The organism is Pseudarthrobacter sp. MOO14, assembly GCF_058267675.1.
Genome location: NZ_CM177849.1, coordinates 2162875 through 2181428 on the forward strand (window position 1 = coordinate 2162875; position 18554 = coordinate 2181428).

The following is an 18554-nucleotide window of genomic DNA, read 5'->3' on the forward strand; positions in this document are numbered from 1 at the left end:
GGAAGAGAACTGGCCCGGTTTTCAGGTTTCGAAGGCCGAAAACCGGGCCAGTTCAGCAAACCAGAGGCAGTATCAGTCCATTCCGCGGAGGTCCAGGACCAGCTCGGTGTCGCCGTCGGCCTGCAGGACCACCGGGATACCCCAGTCCTGCTGGTAGAGGTGGCAGGCTGCGTGGTCGGGGATCTCGCCGTCCTCGGTCTCGGGTCCGTCGCAGGCCGCGGCACGGGCGGTAATGTGCAGCACGCCTTCCGGGACGTCGGGCGACAACTCAAGGGTGCGCAGCAGCCCCACGGACGTCCCGCCGCCGGAGACCAACAGCTCGGGCGGGGTGGAGGAGATCTTCAGCTGGGTGGGGTCTCCCCACCTGTCATCGAGCTTCTGCCCGGTGGGAGCCGTGAAGCGGACCGTCAGTTCCAGCGGGCCCGAGGCCACGGGGCTCTTGGGCCGCTGGGTCTGGGATGCGCCTTCATCCACCTGCTGCGCTTCCTTGGGAATGGGAACGTACACCAGCTGGTGCTTGTTGGCCTCCACCACCACCAGCAGCGGCTCCGAGCCGGCGGACTGCGTGTGGTCCACGATCACGTCGGAGGGCTCAGCGAGGCCACGTGCCAGCGTGGACACCGTGCCGGACGCGGGGTCGTACCGGCGCACGGCCCCGTTGTAGGTATCCGCAATGGCCACGGAACCGTCGGGCAGGACGGTCACGCCCAGCGGGTGCTGCAGCCGGGCCTCGGCGGCGGGACCGTCGCGGAAACCGAAGTCGAACAGGCCCTTGCCGACGGCGGATTCAACCGTCACCGAGCCGTCCTCGCCAACGACCAGCTTGCGGATCGCGGACGTTTCGGAGTCCGCAACCCAGATGTTGCCGTCGGCGTCCTCGGCCAGGCCGGAGGACTGGGCGAACCAGGCTTCGTGGGCCGGACCATCCAGCAGTCCTTCCAGCCCATTGCCCGCCACGATGGACACGGCACCGGTCAGGGGATCGAAGCTGAAGATCTGGTGGGTTCCGGCCATCGCCACCACCACCGCGTTCAGTTTGCGCGACCAGACAACGTCCCACGGTGAGCTCAGCGAGACCTCAAGGGGGTGTCCGCCCAGGCGTCCGGTGAAGCCGGCTGCCTCTTCGTCCACCCGCGCGGGTCCGGTCTCCAGCAGGCGCTGGATGCCGTTCCCGGCCAGCGTGGAGGCTTTGCCTGAGCTGAGGGACAGCCCGCGGAGGCGGTGGTTCACTGAGTCTGCAATGACGACGTCGTACCCGGCTTTGGCTGCCACATCTTCCGGGAGGAGCACCAGGCCCTGCGGCTCGTTGAACCGGGCGGTGGCATCGTCACCGGCGGCCGGACCGTCGGCGTGGCCCTTGGTGCCGGAGCCGAAGGTGGCCAGGACAGTCGTGAAGTCCGTACCGAGCTCCACCAGGCGGTGATGCCCGGTGTCGGTGACCAGCCAGGAACCTTTGGCGGCGGCATCCGGGGAGCTGCCGGCGTCGGACGTTCCCGCCACGGCCGTGGAGCCGCGGCCCGGCGGCAGGAACAACGCCTTGCCCGGGAAGCGCAGCGTGCCGGAGGTCGCCTCGGGCGCCACGTACGGGCCGGAACCCCGGTGAAGGGTGCCCTTGGCCTCGTGTTCGGCGATGAGTTCGGGGATCAGCACCGCCAGCCCGTCCGCGTGGCCCTCGCCGGACAGGTGCGCCACGATGTAGCCCTCGGGGTCGATGACCACCAGGGTGGGCCAGGCGCGGGCAGTGTAGGCCTTCCAGGTGTCCAGCTCGGGATCGTCCAGGACGGGGTGGTGGATCTCGTACCGCTCCACGGCGGCGGCCAGCGCCACCGGATCCGCTTCATGCTCGAACTTGGGCGAGTGGACCCCCACGGTGACCAGGACATCCGAGTACTGCTCTTCCAGCGGCCGCAGCTCATCCAGGACGTGCAGGCAGTTGATGCAGCAGAAGGTCCAGAAGTCCAACAGCACGATCTTGCCGCGCAGGGCTTCGAGGTCCAGGCTCTTGCCGCCGGTGTTCAACCAGTTGCGGCCCACCAGTTCGGAGGCCCTGACCCGGGCGTGCGTGCGTACGGTTTCGCTCATCAGCGTCCTTCCAGCTTGTTGCGGTCAGCCAGCTTGGCGTCGCGTTCAGCCAATTTGGCAAACATATCGTTGTAAGCGGCCAGATCGGCGTCGTTATTCCTGTCCGCCGCCCGGTCCACGCGTTTTGTCTCCCGCTGGTCCGACCTTGACCACATAATGGCGACGCCGATCGCCACCAGGAGCGTGGGCACCTCGCCGATGCCCCAGGCCACAGCCCCGCCTGCTTGCTGGTCACCGAGGGCGGAGGGCCCCCAGGCGCGCCCGAGGTTGCCGAAGTAGTCGGCCGCCAGCAGACCGGTGCCACCCATGATGGAGACGCCGAAGAAGGCATGGAACCCCATGGTTGCCAGGAGCAGGAGGAGGCGCATGGGGTAGGGCGCCCTGCGCGGCAGCGGGTCCGTACCGATCATGGTCAGCACGAAAATGTAGCCGGTGAGCAGGAAGTGCAGGTTCATCAATTCGTGGCCCACATGCTCGCGCATTGCATACCCGAACAGGTCCGAGTAGTAGAACAGCACGATCGAGCCGGCAAAGTTGGCGGCCGCGAACAACGGATGCGTCACCAGCTGGGAAAACTTCGAATGCACGAAAACCATCAGCCACTCGCGCGCACCCCGGGAGCCGTCACTGCGGGCGGGCAGTGCCCGCAAGGCAAGTGTCACCGGCGCTCCGAGCACCAGGAAGATCGGCGCCACCATGGTCAGTGCCATATGGTCCACCATGTGCGCGGAGAAGAGGACTCGGCCGTAGACCGACGGCGGCCCGGACGTTATGTACGTCAGGACAACCAGGCCGATGACCCAGTTCACGGAACGGAACCACTGCCAGCTGTCGCCCCGGCGGCGGACCTTTGCCACGCCCAGGAAATAGGACACCAGGCCGAAGAGGGCAACGGCGACCCAGAGCCAGTCCAGGCGCCACTCAGTGAGCCAGCGTTCCGGCGTGAGTTCCGGGGGGAGTTCATAGCCGCTGAGGATGAAGGCCGGCGAAGCATCCGGCGCCAGCGTGGTGGGCTGCGGCGGGGCGGACCGGCCCAGCGCCACGGCGATGCCGGAGGTGGCACCCATAACCAGCAGCTCGGCCAGGATCAGCTGCCACAGCACCCGCCGGGAGGACATGGCGGCGCCCTTGCGGCCAAGCTGCGGAATGACCCACTGGCGGTGCATGAAGCCGATGCCGCCCAGCACCACGGCCCCGGCTGTCTTGGCAAGGATCAGCTGGCCGTACGCCGATCCGAAGAGGTCTGCCCAGCTGGTGACGCGGATGCTGGCGTTGATGATGCCGGAGGCGAAAACCAGGACGAAGGCGAAGCCTGCCAGTGTGGAGAAGCGGCGGAGGGTCGGTTCGGTGATATCGGCTGCCGTGCCGGCCTTGGGTCCGGTGAGGAGGCCGGACAGCATGGCCAGGATAATGATGCCGCCCACCCAAGTGCTCACGCCCACCAAGTGCAGGCCCAGCGAGTTGATGGCCCCTTCGTGGTCTGAGGAACTTGACGAGTGCCCGATCAGGGCTGCCGGGACCAGGCCGACGAGGGCCAGGATGAGGGTGAGGAACAGGCCGCCGGTGGACCTTACGCCAAAGAGCGCGGTTGTCACTACGGCGGCGATGATGGTGACGGCGAGCCACGCCCGGCCCGTTTCGATATCCGTCATGAAGTACACCAGGGCTTGGGTGAACGCGGGGTCCCCGGAGAGCCCCTGGCCCGCAACATCGGCGTAGGTGAGGACCAGGACAGCAATGGCGGATAGCGTCCACACTGCGCCCGCTGCGGCTGCCACGGCCAGGACACGGGTGAAGGCCGGGTGCTCGGGGCCTGCATCCCGGGATGTTTCCCGGTCGCGGCTGCGGGCGTTGAGGTTCTTGGGGAGGATGCCGACGGCGAAAATCAGGCCGCCAACGACGGTGGCCAGGGACACGTTGTGGATGGCCTTGCTGATGGGAAGGCCCCACCGGACCAAGGCGCCGGGATCCGCGACGCTGCGGGCTGCTGCCGCGCCGGAGAAGAGCAGTGCTGCCGTGAGGCCCAGGATGAGGGCTGCCAGTCCCGCCAGCTGCCAGGGCAACGGGATCCCCCTGATCCCGGCGTCCCGGACCGGGGCTCCCTTGCCAGGTTCGGACTGGGGCGCGGTGGAACGGGGTTTTGCGGCAGAAGACACCATTCCATTGTCCGCTACGCCTGCCCGGGCGGCGAATCCGGCTTAAAGCCAAGGAGCGGCAACCCATGGGGTTGCCGCTCCTTCCAGCCGGCTGCGCGCCGGACAGGGACAATGCTCTACTTCTTGGAGACAGCAGCCTTCAGCTTGGAGCCGGCGGTCAGCTTGACGCTGTGGCCTGCTGCGATCTGGATGGTTTCGCCGGTCTGCGGGTTGCGGCCGGTGCGAGCGGCACGGTCGGTGCGCTCTACGGCGAGCCAGCCCGGGATGGTGATCTTCTCGCCGGCGGCGACAGAAGTCTCGAAAACCTCGAACAGAGCGTCGAGGACGGAGTTGACGGCAGCCTGGCTGGTGCCGGCCTTGCCAGCTACCTCTGCAACAAGTTCACTACGGTTCTTAGCCATTTATGTCCTCCTGGACGATTCTTGATTCTGAAGCCTGCACGCGGCATGCGCGCAAGCCACTGTTCGAAAACTTACCAGCTTGGGACGTTCCGATCCGCAAATTCCGCGTGTTTCCGCGACTTTTTGAGGTTGATCACCGAATTCGGAGGCTATATCCACCCCTTCACGGGGGTGGGTGGGTGGTGTTTTTAAATGTGGGAGGCCCCAACCGTGTGGTTGGGGCCTCGACCAATGTGTGTGTCCGGCGGTGTCCTACTCTCCCACACCCTCCCGGGTGCAGTACCATCGGCGCTGTGGGTCTTAGCTTCCGGGTTCGGAATGGGACCGGGCGTTTCCCCCACGCTATGACCGCCGTAACCTTGTTACCCGTCCCAACCCCTTTGTGGGGTTGGTGGGAAGACTGTGTGGTTACAACATGTGTGGTGTTGTTATTCAGTTGTTGGTTCCGTGCCGTATCAAACCCCGGGTGTTGGGGGTTGTTGGTTGGGAACCACATAGTGGACGCAAGCAGAATTTGTATGTATCTGTGTGGTGTAAGTTGTTGGCCTATTAGTACCGGTCAGCTTCACGAGTCGTTAGTCCTCGCTTCCACATCCGGCCTATCAACCCAGTGGTCTGGCTGGGGGCCTCTCACACATAAAGTGTATGGAAATCTCATCTTGAAGCGAGCTTCCCGCTTAGATGCTTTCAGCGGTTATCCCATCCGAACGTAGCTAATCAGCGGTGCACTTGGCAGTACAACTGACACACCAGAGGTTCGTCCGTCCCGGTCCTCTCGTACTAAGGACAGCCCTTCTCAAATTTCCTGCGCGCGCAGCGGATAGGGACCGAACTGTCTCACGACGTTCTAAACCCAGCTCGCGTACCGCTTTAATGGGCGAACAGCCCAACCCTTGGGACCTACTCCAGCCCCAGGATGCGACGAGCCGACATCGAGGTGCCAAACCATGCCGTCGATATGGACTCTTGGGCAAGATCAGCCTGTTATCCCCGAGGTACCTTTTATCCGTTGAGCGACGGCCATTCCACAATGTACCGCCGGATCACTAGTCCCGACTTTCGTCCCTGCTCGAGATGTCTCTCTCACAGTCAAGCTCCCTTGTGCACTTACACTCGACACCTGATTGCCAACCAGGCTGAGGGAACCTTTGGGCGCCTCCGTTACTTTTTAGGAGGCAACCGCCCCAGTTAAACTACCCATCAGGCACTGTCCCTGACCCGGATTACGGGCCGAAGTTAGATGTCCAAAGTGACCAGAGTGGTATTTCAACGATGACTCCACCCGAACTGGCGTCCGGGCTTCAACGTCTCCCACCTATCCTACACAAGCCACTCCGAACACCAATACCAAACTATAGTAAAGGTCTCGGGGTCTTTCCGTCCTGCTGCGCGTAACGAGCATCTTTACTCGTACTGCAATTTCGCCGAGTTTATGGTTGAGACAGCGGGGAAGTCGTTACTCCATTCGTGCAGGTCGGAACTTACCCGACAAGGAATTTCGCTACCTTAGGATGGTTATAGTTACCACCGCCGTTTACTGGGGCTTAAATTCTCAGCTTCGCCGTGAGGCTAACCGGTCCTCTTAACCTTCCAGCACCGGGCAGGAGTCAGTCCGTATACATCGTCTTGCGACTTCGCACGGACCTGTGTTTTTAGTAAACAGTCGCTTCCCCCTGGTCTCTGCGGCCCCGATCCCCTCCACACCGCGAAGGTGTATCAAGGTTGGGGCCCCCCTTCTCCCGAAGTTACGGGGGCATTTTGCCGAGTTCCTTAACCATAATTCTCTCGATCGCCTTAGTATTCTCTACCTGATCACCTGTGTCGGTTTGGGGTACGGGCGGCTAAAACCTCGCGTCGATGCTTTTCTCGGCAGCATAGGATCACCAAATCCCCCCAAACGGGGGTCCCATCAGATCTCAGGCACCATGAGTGGCGGATTTGCCTACCACTCGCCCTACATCCTTAGACCGGGACAACCATCGCCCGGCTCGGCTACCTTCCTGCGTCACACCTGTTAATACGCTTGCCTCCCAGGATCAGGTCCCGCGCTCCACCAAAACCCACAACACCACAAGGGTGAGCGGGCAGGTCTCGGGCGGTTAGTATCCCCTGTTCAACATGGACGGTTTTTCGCCGGTACGGGAATATCAACCCGTTGTCCATCGACTACGCCTGTCGGCCTCGCCTTAGGTCCCGACTTACCCAGGGCAGATTAGCTTGACCCTGGAACCCTTGATCATTCGGCGGACGGGTTTCTCACCCGTCTTTCGCTACTCATGCCTGCATTCTCACTCGTGTAGGCTCCACCGCTGGTTTACACCGCGACTTCACCGCCCACACGACGCTCCCCTACCCATCCAAACACCTGAACCACGAAGGCTTAGTAAATGTTTGAATGCCACAACTTCGGCGGTGTACTTGAGCCCCGCTACATTGTCGGCGCGGAATCACTTGACCAGTGAGCTATTACGCACTCTTTTAAGGGTGGCTGCTTCTAAGCCAACCTCCTGGTTGTCTGGGCAACTCCACATCCTTTCCCACTTAGCACACGCTTAGGGGCCTTAGTTGGTGGTCTGGGCTGTTTCCCTCTCGACTATGAAGCTTATCCCCCACAGTCTCACTGCTGCGCTCTCACTTACCGGCATTCGGAGTTTGGCTGACGTCAGTAACCTTGTAGGGCCCATTAGCCATCCAGTAGCTCTACCTCCAGCAAGAAACACGCAACGCTGCACCTAAATGCATTTCGGGGAGAACCAGCTATCACGAAGTTTGATTGGCCTTTCACCCCTACCCACAGCTCATCCCCTCCATTTTCAACTGAAGTGGGTTCGGTCCTCCACGACGTCTTACCGTCGCTTCAACCTGGCCATGGGTAGATCACTTCGCTTCGGGTCTAGATCACGCCACTGCAACGCCCTATTCAGACTCGCTTTCGCTACGGCTGCCCCACACGGGTTAACCTCGCGACGTAACACTAACTCGCAGGCTCATTCTTCAAAAGGCACGCCGTCACCAGAATCAGACTGGCTCCGACGGATTGTAAGCACACGGTTTCAGGTACTGTTTCACTCCCCTCCCGGGGTACTTTTCACCTTTCCCTCACGGTACTGGTCCGCTATCGGTCATTAGGGAGTATTTAGGCTTATCAGGTGGTCCTGACAGATTCGCACGGGATTTCTCGGGCCCCGTACTACTTGGGATACTCTCACAGGCGGCACAAACACATTACGGTTACGGGACTAACACCCTCTCTGGCCGGCCTTTCAAAACCGTTCACCTATGCGCGCACATCACACCCCACCAGCCCGGCAGAACTGGTATGGAAAGTCCCACAACCCCGACCATGCAACGCCCGCCGGCTATCACACATGGAACGGTTTAGCCTGATCCGCGTTCGCTCGCCACTACTAACGGAATCACTATTGTTTTCTCTTCCTGCGGGTACTGAGATGTTTCACTTCCCCGCGTTCCCCCCACGCACCCTATGTGTTCAGGTACGGGTCACCAAGTCACTCGCGCGCTTGGCGGGGTTTCCCCATTCGGACACCCTGGGATCACAGTCCGGTTATCGACTCCCCCAGGCTTATCGCAGATTCCTACGTCCTTCTTCGGCTCCTAATGCCAAGGCATCCACCGTGTGCTCTTAAAAACTTGACCACAAAGATCAAAAAAAATTTCTCGAGAGAACCACAGAAACCAACCACACCCCAACACCCACAAAGGGCATCAACAGCGCAGCCAGATCCAGGTTCATATTCTTGGAAATTGCTTCTTATACAAGATGCTCGCGTCCACTATGTAGTTCTCAAACAACAACCCCAAACCACACACCCCACACACCACGCCCGCAACAGCAGACGCACCCATGCATGATCGATGCAGCCAGGAAACCAGAAACAAACAAACCCACCAACAACCCCAAAGGAGCCGTCCGTGGCCCTGTTGCCTCAGGACCCAACAGTGTGCCAAACACTAAACCGCGCCATCACCCACCCACCGTTCCAGAACCATCACTGGCTCGTACTAAGACAAGCAGAAAACACCACGACCGCTATTTGTTGATATTCCACCCTTGAGCACCCGCCACGAAACACTCGTCCGCGAAACGGGCCTTTACTCCTGACAACACCACCACCCCGCATACACGGGACAGCAACCGTTGTAGGTGCTCCTTAGAAAGGAGGTGATCCAGCCGCACCTTCCGGTACGGCTACCTTGTTACGACTTAGTCCCAATCGCCAGTCCCACCTTCGACAGCTCCCTCCCACAAGGGGTTAGGCCACCGGCTTCGGGTGTTACCAACTTTCGTGACTTGACGGGCGGTGTGTACAAGGCCCGGGAACGTATTCACCGCAGCGTTGCTGATCTGCGATTACTAGCGACTCCGACTTCATGGGGTCGAGTTGCAGACCCCAATCCGAACTGAGACCGGCTTTTTGGGATTAGCTCCACCTCACAGTATCGCAACCCTTTGTACCGGCCATTGTAGCATGCGTGAAGCCCAAGACATAAGGGGCATGATGATTTGACGTCGTCCCCACCTTCCTCCGAGTTGACCCCGGCAGTCTCCTATGAGTCCCCACCATCACGTGCTGGCAACATAGAACGAGGGTTGCGCTCGTTGCGGGACTTAACCCAACATCTCACGACACGAGCTGACGACAACCATGCACCACCTGTAAACCGACCGCAAGCGGGGCACCTGTTTCCAGGTATTACCGGTTCATGTCAAGCCTTGGTAAGGTTCTTCGCGTTGCATCGAATTAATCCGCATGCTCCGCCGCTTGTGCGGGCCCCCGTCAATTCCTTTGAGTTTTAGCCTTGCGGCCGTACTCCCCAGGCGGGGCACTTAATGCGTTAGCTACGGCGCGGAAAACGTGGAATGTCCCCCACACCTAGTGCCCAACGTTTACGGCATGGACTACCAGGGTATCTAATCCTGTTCGCTCCCCATGCTTTCGCTCCTCAGCGTCAGTTAATGCCCAGAGACCTGCCTTCGCCATCGGTGTTCCTCCTGATATCTGCGCATTTCACCGCTACACCAGGAATTCCAGTCTCCCCTACATCACTCTAGTCTGCCCGTACCCACCGCAGATCCGGAGTTGAGCCCCGGACTTTCACGGCAGACGCGACAAACCGCCTACGAGCTCTTTACGCCCAATAATTCCGGATAACGCTTGCGCCCTACGTATTACCGCGGCTGCTGGCACGTAGTTAGCCGGCGCTTCTTCTGCAGGTACCGTCACTTTCGCTTCTTCCCTACTGAAAGAGGTTTACAACCCGAAGGCCGTCATCCCTCACGCGGCGTCGCTGCATCAGGCTTCCGCCCATTGTGCAATATTCCCCACTGCTGCCTCCCGTAGGAGTCTGGGCCGTGTCTCAGTCCCAGTGTGGCCGGTCACCCTCTCAGGCCGGCTACCCGTCGTCGCCTTGGTAGGCCATTACCCCACCAACAAGCTGATAGGCCGCGAGTCCATCCAAAACCACAAAAGCTTTCCACCAACCACCATGCGATGGAAGGTCATATCCGGTATTAGACCCAGTTTCCCAGGCTTATCCCAGAGTCAAGGGCAGGTTACTCACGTGTTACTCACCCGTTCGCCACTAATCCCCAGTGCAAGCACCAGTTCATCGTTCGACTTGCATGTGTTAAGCACGCCGCCAGCGTTCATCCTGAGCCAGGATCAAACTCTCCGTTGAAGTAAAACAGACACAACCAAGCAGGTGGAAATAACACCACACCCGGCTGCACAAAATTTGAAACCAGCTGTAAAAACCAGACCACACCACGGGGTGGCGGATCCAGTCAATTCAACCAATCCATAAAACAATTGGTATCAACAAACTTGGCACACTATTGAGTTCTCAAACAACAGACACACCCGGCACCACCACAACCAAAAACCAGTCGCAGATCGCTCCGGAGCAACTTTCCAAACTTACCCGATCCCCCACCCCAACACAAATCCATCTTTCAGGACCCACACCAGGAAGAAGACCACCCCAACCCACCAGGCTCGCCACAAAGCGAACCATTTTCCAGGCCGTTCAGAAGGGGGTTTTCGCCGCTATCTTTCCGCATCAGCGGCGGCGACTCAGAAAACAATACACGCCCACCAACCCCACCGCAAATCAAGGAAGAGGGGGCTCCGCACACTGCCGGAAACCACGGATTTCCGCGGTTTCCGGCAATGCTGACCGTGCCCTCTCAGTGCCTTCGAGGGTTTGGAGCCGATGTCGGGTGGCTCACATTCCCGGATTGGCCTCAGCCGTGGACTTGGAGGAGGACCTCAAACTCAGCTTCGCGGGGCTTCAGCCGGTAGGGCTCCAGGACGCCGGGACCACAGGCCGCGGTGCCAACGCCCCGCCGGGCGTGATCAACGTAAACGTAGCTGCGTCCGTCCGGAACGAGGTCGGGACGATGCGTCGCTGCTGCGAGGACGTCCATGCCGTAGGGCCTGACGGTCAGCGCAAAGGGCTCTCCGGAGAGTTGCAGCTGCTTGCCGCCGGTTTCAAGAACCGCCTGCCGTACGGAGCCGCGTGCCCCGGACTCCTGCGGCCGGACATAATCAACATCCCAGCCGGCGAGCGGCAACTCGAACCACCCCACCCGCGCTCCCTGGCCGGTGTCGGGGTAACTCTGGTGCGGTCCCTGCCCGAACCAGTTCACCGTGGTTGTCTCGGCCGCCAGGACCAGCTCCAGACCGATTCGCGCCCATTCGATGTCGAAGCCGGCGTTGACCCAGTCCCCTGCCGGCTTAACGCGGGTGCGCAGTGCCAGTGCTCCGGAGTTGCTGGTCCACAGGTAATCAACCAGCACTCCGTACTGCTTGTCCGCAATGCCAACGCGGGTGCTGACACGGAGTTGTTCCCCGCCCCCTGCCGCGGGTTCTGCCGTAATGCCCAACAGGCGTGTGTGGAGGCGGTCAAGACCTGCGTCCTTCCACTGGGTGGCAAGCGGCCGCTCGTCGGTGCTCCCCCATTCCCGGCCCAGATCGTTGTCAGTGGGTGCCCACCACAGGACCAGCCCCAGTTTGTCGACGGGAAGGCCGCCGATGGACGTGGGCATGCCGGTGGCCCGGCTGAACCGGGCGTTGCCAAGTTTCAGCTCGTCGTCCATGACCTCGACACCGTCCACGGCGGGCAGCCGGGGATCCTGGGTCCCAAAACGGGCCGCCTGGCCCCAGGCGACCTCGTGGCCGGCCCCTGCCCAGGCCGTATCGGAAGCAAGCACCGCGCTCACCGTCAGCACGGCAGACTGGCTGGATGCCGGCGCGGCAGCATACCGGGCAATCTCCGTCGGCAGCTCGACGACGGCCTCGGACTGGGGCGCTATCGGCGCAACGGCCACGGACCCCTCCACCTGGGTGTCGCCGTCGGCCACAACTGTGTACCGGAAGCTGAAGGCGGACGTGTCCGCAAAGTCCTGGCCGTTCCGCACGGTGAAGCGGGCCCAATCCTGCCCGACCTCTATGCGCAGCGGCTCGATGACCTTCTTGAAGTCCAGCAGCCCGGGGCGGGGCTTGCGGTTGGCGTCAACCAAGCCGTCAGTGACGAAGTTTCCATCGTGGATCTCTTCGCCAAAATCCCCGCCGTAGGCGAAGTGTTCGCTGCCATCCGCGTCCGTCACGGTGATGCCGTGCTCCAGCCACTCCCACACGAAGCCGCCCATCAGCCGTGGGTATTTGTCGAACAGTTCCTGGTATTCGCTCATGCCACCGGGCCCGTTGCCCATGGCATGGACGTATTCGCAGAGCACGAATGGCATGGCGCGGCGCCTGGCGTCCAGTTCGGCGTTCTCGAGGGGCGGTTCGATTCCTTGGCCGATCAGCGCCGTCTCGGCCTGGCTGGCATACATCCGGGAGTAGACGTCAACGTCGGGCGAAGACCAGTCGCCTTCGTAGTGGATGGGGCGCGACGGGTCGCGGTCCTTGGCCCAGCGCGACATGGCGGCAAGGTTCCGGCCCGTGCCAGCCTCGTTGCCGAGCGACCACATGATGACTGACGGATGGTTCTTGTCGCGTTCCACGGTCCGCTCCATCCGGTCCACCAGGGCTTCCTCCCACTGCGGATCGTCGCTGGGGTTCTGCGCCCATCCGGCCCCCACGAATCCATGCGTCTCGAGGTCGCATTCGAGGACCACATAGAACCCGAGCTGGTCTGCCAGGGCGAGGAATTCCGGATGCGGCGGGTAATGCGAGGTGCGGATCGCGTTGATGTTGTGTTGCTTCATCAACCGCAGTTCCGCCTCCACCACATCCCGCGGCACCACGCGGCCCAGCCTGGGATGGTGTTCATGGCGGTTTACGCCGCGAAGCAGGATGCGCCGGCCGTTGACTTTGAACTGGGCGTCTTCGATGGTGATGCTTCGGAATCCCACCTGCACGGATGCTGTCTCACCGGGGGTGCTGACGGTGGCGTCATACAGGCGCGGCTGCTCCGCCGACCACGGCGCCACGCCCGGGACAGTATGTTGGGCCCCGGCGGGGAGTTCCAGGCCGAGTTCAGGGATGCGGACGACGGCGTCAATCGCCTTGCCGGCCCGGGTCACCTCGACCCTCAGCGTGCCGTGACCCGTCGCGTGGTCGTAGTCCGCGTGGACGAACAGATCGTCGAGGCCGTCAGCGGGCCGCGCTTGAAGGGTCACGTCCCGGAAGATCCCCGGAAGCCACCACATGTCCTGGTCCTCCACGTAGCTCGCGGCGGAGAACTGGGCCACCCGCACCGCCAGGGTGTTGGCGCCTTCCACCAGGATGCCGGACACGTCGAATTCGTGGGCCAGCCTGCTGCCGCGGGTGGTTCCGAGTTCAACACCGTTCAGCCATACCGTCCCGGCGTTGTCGATGCCGTCGAACCGCAACAGCGCGTGCGGGAAGAACTCCGGGCCCGCCTGGAAGGTCACCAGGTGGTCACCGATGGGGTTGGCTTCCTGGACGAACGGCGGTTCCACGGCGAAGGGGAACTGGACATTGGTGTAGGCCGGGGATCCGTGGCCGTGCATGCTCCAGCTGGAAGGGACAGGCAGCGGGACGAAACAGGCCAGGTGCGTGCCGTGCTGCCACCCGTCGTTGGGCGCAGTCCGGATTCCAGGGCTCAGCCTGAACTGCCAATCACCGTTGAGGGACAGCCTGGGCGCGTCAGTTGCCAGGTAGGAGCGCGCGGGCAGGCTTCCGCATCCCGGCGCCAGCGAGGCCAACTCCCGGACCTCTTCCTGGCCAAGCTCCAGGTTGGGGGTGGAGTGTGTGGCGCCGCGGGGGTCCTGGCCGCCATCAGTGGCGGCGGGGGTGTGGAGTGCCATGGTCTTCCTTGCTGCAGGTGTGGTTGACGGGGTTACGTGAACGTTCACGCGTATGCGGTTAAAGCCTATCCGCTGCGCGCGCCTTTGAGTAGGGGCCTAGGCGGACTGACGGAGGACCAGCTCGTGCCGAAGGATCAGATGGGCCTCGGTCCCGCCTTCCGCGAGCGAGCCCGAGAGGAGTCCTTCGAGGAGGCCGACGGCGGCACGTCCGACGGCTCGCAGGTCCAGTGCGAGGGTGGTCAGCTCAGGGGTGAGCAGTTCTCCGAGCGGTATCCCGTCCATTCCGATGACTGCGCAGTCGCCCGGCACGGCGTTGCCGGAGGCCTGCAAGGCTTTAAGCGCACCGGCGGCCATGAGGTCGTTGAAGGCAAGGATCCCGTCAACGGGTTCTGCTCGGCCAGCCAGGAGGGCCACGGCCGCCTTGGCGGCCGCCGCGGAGGGCTCGGCCTGGAAGCGGGTGAGCTGCATTCCCGCTTCCTCGGCGACGGCCGCTGCTGCCGCGCTCCGACTGCCGGCAGGCGCTCCCTGGTCCGAGTCCAGGAAGGCGACGTTCGTGCAACCCCTGCCGGCAAGGTGCGCAAGTGCCAGCCTCGCGGCGTGGTGGTAGTCGAACGAGATGCGGCCGGCGGTTCCCGCGTCCGGTGAGTCCAGGGCGACGACGGGCCGGCGGCCCATCAGCGCCTGCGCCTCGTCCGCGTGTGGCGCGAGGTAGCCAATAAGGGCGTCCACCTGGGGTGCGAGCCTGGCAGCGGCGTCGGCAGCACTGCCGGTTCCGTGCCCGTAGTCATCCACCACAACGTTCCAGCCGCGCCCGGTGGCTGCCTCCACCACGCTGGACGCAAACGCGGGGAAATATGGGTTGGTCAGGTCCGGGATGGCGAGGCCAATCGATACCTTCGCCCCCTGGACCAACCCCTTGGCGAAGCGGCTGGGGCTGTAGCCCAGCTCCGAAGCGATCCTTTGGACGCGTTCACGGGTCTCGGGGCTGATCCCGGCCATATCGTTCATGGCACGGGTTACGGTTTGCCGGGAGACGCCGGAGGCAGCGGCAACATCGAGGATGGTGGCCCGTTTGCCCTTGGGGCCCGTGCTTCGGGGAGTCATAGACGGTAAGTCTAGGTGGTGTTTTTAAATGTGGGAGGCCCCAACCGTGTTGGTTGGGGCCTCGACCAATGTGTGTCCGGCGGTGTCCTACTCTCCCACACCCTCCCGGGTGCAGTACCATCGGCGCTGTGGGTCTTAGCTTCCGGGTTCGGAATGGGACCGGGCGTTTCCCCCACGCTATGACCGCCGTAACCTTGTTACCCGTCCCAACCCTGGGGTTGGTGGGAAGACTGTGTGGTTACAACATGTGTGGTGTTGTTATTCAGTTGTTGGTTCCGTGCCGTATCAAACCCCGGGTGTTGGGGGTTGTTGGTTGGGAACCACATAGTGGACGCAAGCAGAATTTGTATGTATCTGTGTGGTGTAAGTTGTTGGCCTATTAGTACCGGTCAGCTTCACGAGTCGTTAGTCCTCGCTTCCACATCCGGCCTATCAACCCAGTGGTCTGGCTGGGGGCCTCTCACACATTACTGTGTATGGAAATCTCATCTTGAAGCGAGCTTCCCGCTTAGATGCTTTCAGCGGTTATCCCATCCGAACGTAGCTAATCAGCGGTGCACTTGGCAGTACAACTGACACACCAGAGGTTCGTCCGTCCCGGTCCTCTCGTACTAAGGACAGCCCTTCTCAAATTTCCTGCGCGCGCAGCGGATAGGGACCGAACTGTCTCACGACGTTCTAAACCCAGCTCGCGTACCGCTTTAATGGGCGAACAGCCCAACCCTTGGGACCTACTCCAGCCCCAGGATGCGACGAGCCGACATCGAGGTGCCAAACCATGCCGTCGATATGGACTCTTGGGCAAGATCAGCCTGTTATCCCCGAGGTACCTTTTATCCGTTGAGCGACGGCCATTCCACAATGTACCGCCGGATCACTAGTCCCGACTTTCGTCCCTGCTCGAGATGTCTCTCTCACAGTCAAGCTCCCTTGTGCACTTACACTCGACACCTGATTGCCAACCAGGCTGAGGGAACCTTTGGGCGCCTCCGTTACTTTTTAGGAGGCAACCGCCCCAGTTAAACTACCCATCAGGCACTGTCCCTGACCCGGATTACGGGCCGAAGTTAGATGTCCAAAGTGACCAGAGTGGTATTTCAACGATGACTCCACCCGAACTGGCGTCCGGGCTTCAACGTCTCCCACCTATCCTACACAAGCCACTCCGAACACCAATACCAAACTATAGTAAAGGTCTCGGGGTCTTTCCGTCCTGCTGCGCGTAACGAGCATCTTTACTCGTACTGCAATTTCGCCGAGTTTATGGTTGAGACAGCGGGGAAGTCGTTACTCCATTCGTGCAGGTCGGAACTTACCCGACAAGGAATTTCGCTACCTTAGGATGGTTATAGTTACCACCGCCGTTTACTGGGGCTTAAATTCTCAGCTTCGCCGTGAGGCTAACCGGTCCTCTTAACCTTCCAGCACCGGGCAGGAGTCAGTCCGTATACATCGTCTTGCGACTTCGCACGGACCTGTGTTTTTAGTAAACAGTCGCTTCCCCCTGGTCTCTGCGGCCCCGATCCCCTCCACACCGCGAAGGTGTATCAAGGTTGGGGCCCCCCTTCTCCCGAAGTTACGGGGGCATTTTGCCGAGTTCCTTAACCATAATTCTCTCGATCGCCTTAGTATTCTCTACCTGATCACCTGTGTCGGTTTGGGGTACGGGCGGCTAAAACCTCGCGTCGATGCTTTTCTCGGCAGCATAGGATCACCAAATCCCCCCAAACGGGGGTCCCATCAGATCTCAGGCACCATGAGTGGCGGATTTGCCTACCACTCGCCCTACATCCTTAGACCGGGACAACCATCGCCCGGCTCGGCTACCTTCCTGCGTCACACCTGTTAATACGCTTGCCTCCCAGGATCAGGTCCCGCGCTCCACCAAAACCCACAACACCACAAGGGTGAGCGGGCAGGTCTCGGGCGGTTAGTATCCCCTGTTCAACATGGACGGTTTTTCGCCGGTACGGGAATATCAACCCGTTGTCCATCGACTACGCCTGTCGGCCTCGCCTTAGGTCCCGACTTACCCAGGGCAGATTAGCTTGACCCTGGAACCCTTGATCATTCGGCGGACGGGTTTCTCACCCGTCTTTCGCTACTCATGCCTGCATTCTCACTCGTGTAGGCTCCACCGCTGGTTTACACCGCGACTTCACCGCCCACACGACGCTCCCCTACCCATCCAAACACCTGAACCACGAAGGCTTAGTAAATGTTTGAATGCCACAACTTCGGCGGTGTACTTGAGCCCCGCTACATTGTCGGCGCGGAATCACTTGACCAGTGAGCTATTACGCACTCTTTTAAGGGTGGCTGCTTCTAAGCCAACCTCCTGGTTGTCTGGGCAACTCCACATCCTTTCCCACTTAGCACACGCTTAGGGGCCTTAGTTGGTGGTCTGGGCTGTTTCCCTCTCGACTATGAAGCTTATCCCCCACAGTCTCACTGCTGCGCTCTCACTTACCGGCATTCGGAGTTTGGCTGACGTCAGTAACCTTGTAGGGCCCATTAGCCATCCAGTAGCTCTACCTCCAGCAAGAAACACGCAACGCTGCACCTAAATGCATTTCGGGGAGAACCAGCTATCACGAAGTTTGATTGGCCTTTCACCCCTACCCACAGCTCATCCCCTCCATTTTCAACTGAAGTGGGTTCGGTCCTCCACGACGTCTTACCGTCGCTTCAACCTGGCCATGGGTAGATCACTTCGCTTCGGGTCTAGATCACGCCACTGCAACGCCCTATTCAGACTCGCTTTCGCTACGGCTGCCCCACACGGGTTAACCTCGCGACGTAACACTAACTCGCAGGCTCATTCTTCAAAAGGCACGCCGTCACCAGAATCAGACTGGCTCCGACGGATTGTAAGCACACGGTTTCAGGTACTGTTTCACTCCCCTCCCGGGGTACTTTTCACCTTTCCCTCACGGTACTGGTCCGCTATCGGTCATTAGGGAGTATTTAGGCTTATCAGGTGGTCCTGACAGATTCGCACGGGATTTCTCGGGCCCCGTACTACTTGGGATACTCTCACAGGCGGCACAAACACATTACGGTTACGGGACTAACACCCTCTCTGGCCGGCCTTTCAAAACCGTTCACCTATGCGCGCACATCACACCCCACCAGCCCGGCAGAACTGGTATGGAAAGTCCCACAACCCCGACCATGCAACGCCCGCCGGCTATCACACATGGAACGGTTTAGCCTGATCCGCGTTCGCTCGCCACTACTAACGGAATCACTATTGTTTTCTCTTCCTGCGGGTACTGAGATGTTTCACTTCCCCGCGTTCCCCCCACGCACCCTATGTGTTCAGGTACGGGTCACCAAGTCACTCGCGCGCTTGGCGGGGTTTCCCCATTCGGACACCCTGGGATCACAGTCCGGTTATCGACTCCCCCAGGCTTATCGCAGATTCCTACGTCCTTCTTCGGCTCCTAATGCCAAGGCATCCACCGTGTGCTCTTAAAAACTTGACCACAAAGATCAAAAAAATTTCTCGAG

General features: G+C 60.9%; 5 protein-coding genes and 5 rRNA genes. All 10 read right to left on the bottom strand.

Annotated elements, in window-relative coordinates; all coding sequences use genetic code 11:
* Positions 1-72: 72 nt before the first annotated feature.
* The 10 genes from AC4EEV_RS10135 to AC4EEV_RS10180 all read right to left on the bottom strand — a co-directional run bounded on the left by AC4EEV_RS10135 (position 73) and on the right by AC4EEV_RS10180 (position 18529).
* Positions 73-2082, bottom strand: a complete 2010-nt coding sequence (locus AC4EEV_RS10135) for an NHL domain-containing thioredoxin family protein (protein ID WP_133831958.1) — start codon at positions 2080-2082, stop codon at positions 73-75.
* Entirely contained in the window at positions 2082-4241 is a 2160-nt protein-coding gene (locus tag AC4EEV_RS10140) for a bifunctional copper resistance protein CopD/cytochrome c oxidase assembly protein (protein WP_491330824.1), read from the bottom strand. Before AC4EEV_RS10140 ends, AC4EEV_RS10135 begins: the two co-directional genes overlap by 1 nt.
* Before the next feature lie 113 nt (positions 4242-4354).
* Positions 4355-4639 (bottom strand): HU family DNA-binding protein, encoded by a 285-nt coding sequence (locus tag AC4EEV_RS10145; RefSeq protein WP_011693739.1) that lies wholly within the window; start codon positions 4637-4639, stop codon positions 4355-4357.
* 239 nt (positions 4640-4878) lie between these two features.
* Positions 4879-4995: ribosomal RNA gene (gene rrf / locus AC4EEV_RS10150) — 5S ribosomal RNA — on the bottom strand.
* A 172-nt stretch (positions 4996-5167) separates the two neighbouring features.
* Positions 5168-8296 (bottom strand): 23S ribosomal RNA (locus tag AC4EEV_RS10155).
* Positions 8297-8815: 519 nt separating this feature from the next.
* A 16S ribosomal RNA gene (locus AC4EEV_RS10160) occupies positions 8816-10339 on the bottom strand.
* Together the 16S, 23S and 5S rRNA genes form the textbook arrangement of a ribosomal RNA operon.
* Positions 10340-10904: 565 nt before the next feature.
* Positions 10905-13937: a glycoside hydrolase family 2 TIM barrel-domain containing protein gene (locus AC4EEV_RS10165; RefSeq protein ID WP_491330825.1), complete on the bottom strand. Its 3033-nt coding sequence runs from the start codon at positions 13935-13937 to the stop codon at positions 10905-10907.
* Between the two features lie 96 nt (positions 13938-14033).
* Positions 14034-15041: a LacI family DNA-binding transcriptional regulator gene (locus tag AC4EEV_RS10170; protein ID WP_491330826.1), complete on the bottom strand. Its 1008-nt coding sequence runs from the start codon at positions 15039-15041 to the stop codon at positions 14034-14036.
* A gap of 74 nt (positions 15042-15115) precedes the next feature.
* Positions 15116-15232: ribosomal RNA gene (rrf, locus tag AC4EEV_RS10175) — 5S ribosomal RNA — on the bottom strand.
* Between the two features lie 167 nt (positions 15233-15399).
* Positions 15400-18529, bottom strand: a 23S ribosomal RNA gene (locus tag AC4EEV_RS10180).
* Positions 18530-18554: the final 25 nt, after the last annotated feature.

Excerpts from the sequence above, each read along its gene's own strand:
- AC4EEV_RS10135 (WP_133831958.1), bottom strand. The coding sequence starts at position 2,082 with ATGAGCGAAACCGTACGCACGCACGCCCGGGTCAGGGCCTCCGAACTG.
- AC4EEV_RS10140 (WP_491330824.1), bottom strand. The coding sequence starts at position 4,241 with ATGGTGTCTTCTGCCGCAAAACCCCGTTCCACCGCGCCCCAGTCCGAA.
- AC4EEV_RS10145 (WP_011693739.1), bottom strand. The coding sequence starts at position 4,639 with ATGGCTAAGAACCGTAGTGAACTTGTTGCAGAGGTAGCTGGCAAGGCC.
- AC4EEV_RS10165 (WP_491330825.1), bottom strand. The coding sequence starts at position 13,937 with ATGGCACTCCACACCCCCGCCGCCACTGATGGCGGCCAGGACCCCCGC.
- AC4EEV_RS10170 (WP_491330826.1), bottom strand. The coding sequence starts at position 15,041 with ATGACTCCCCGAAGCACGGGCCCCAAGGGCAAACGGGCCACCATCCTC.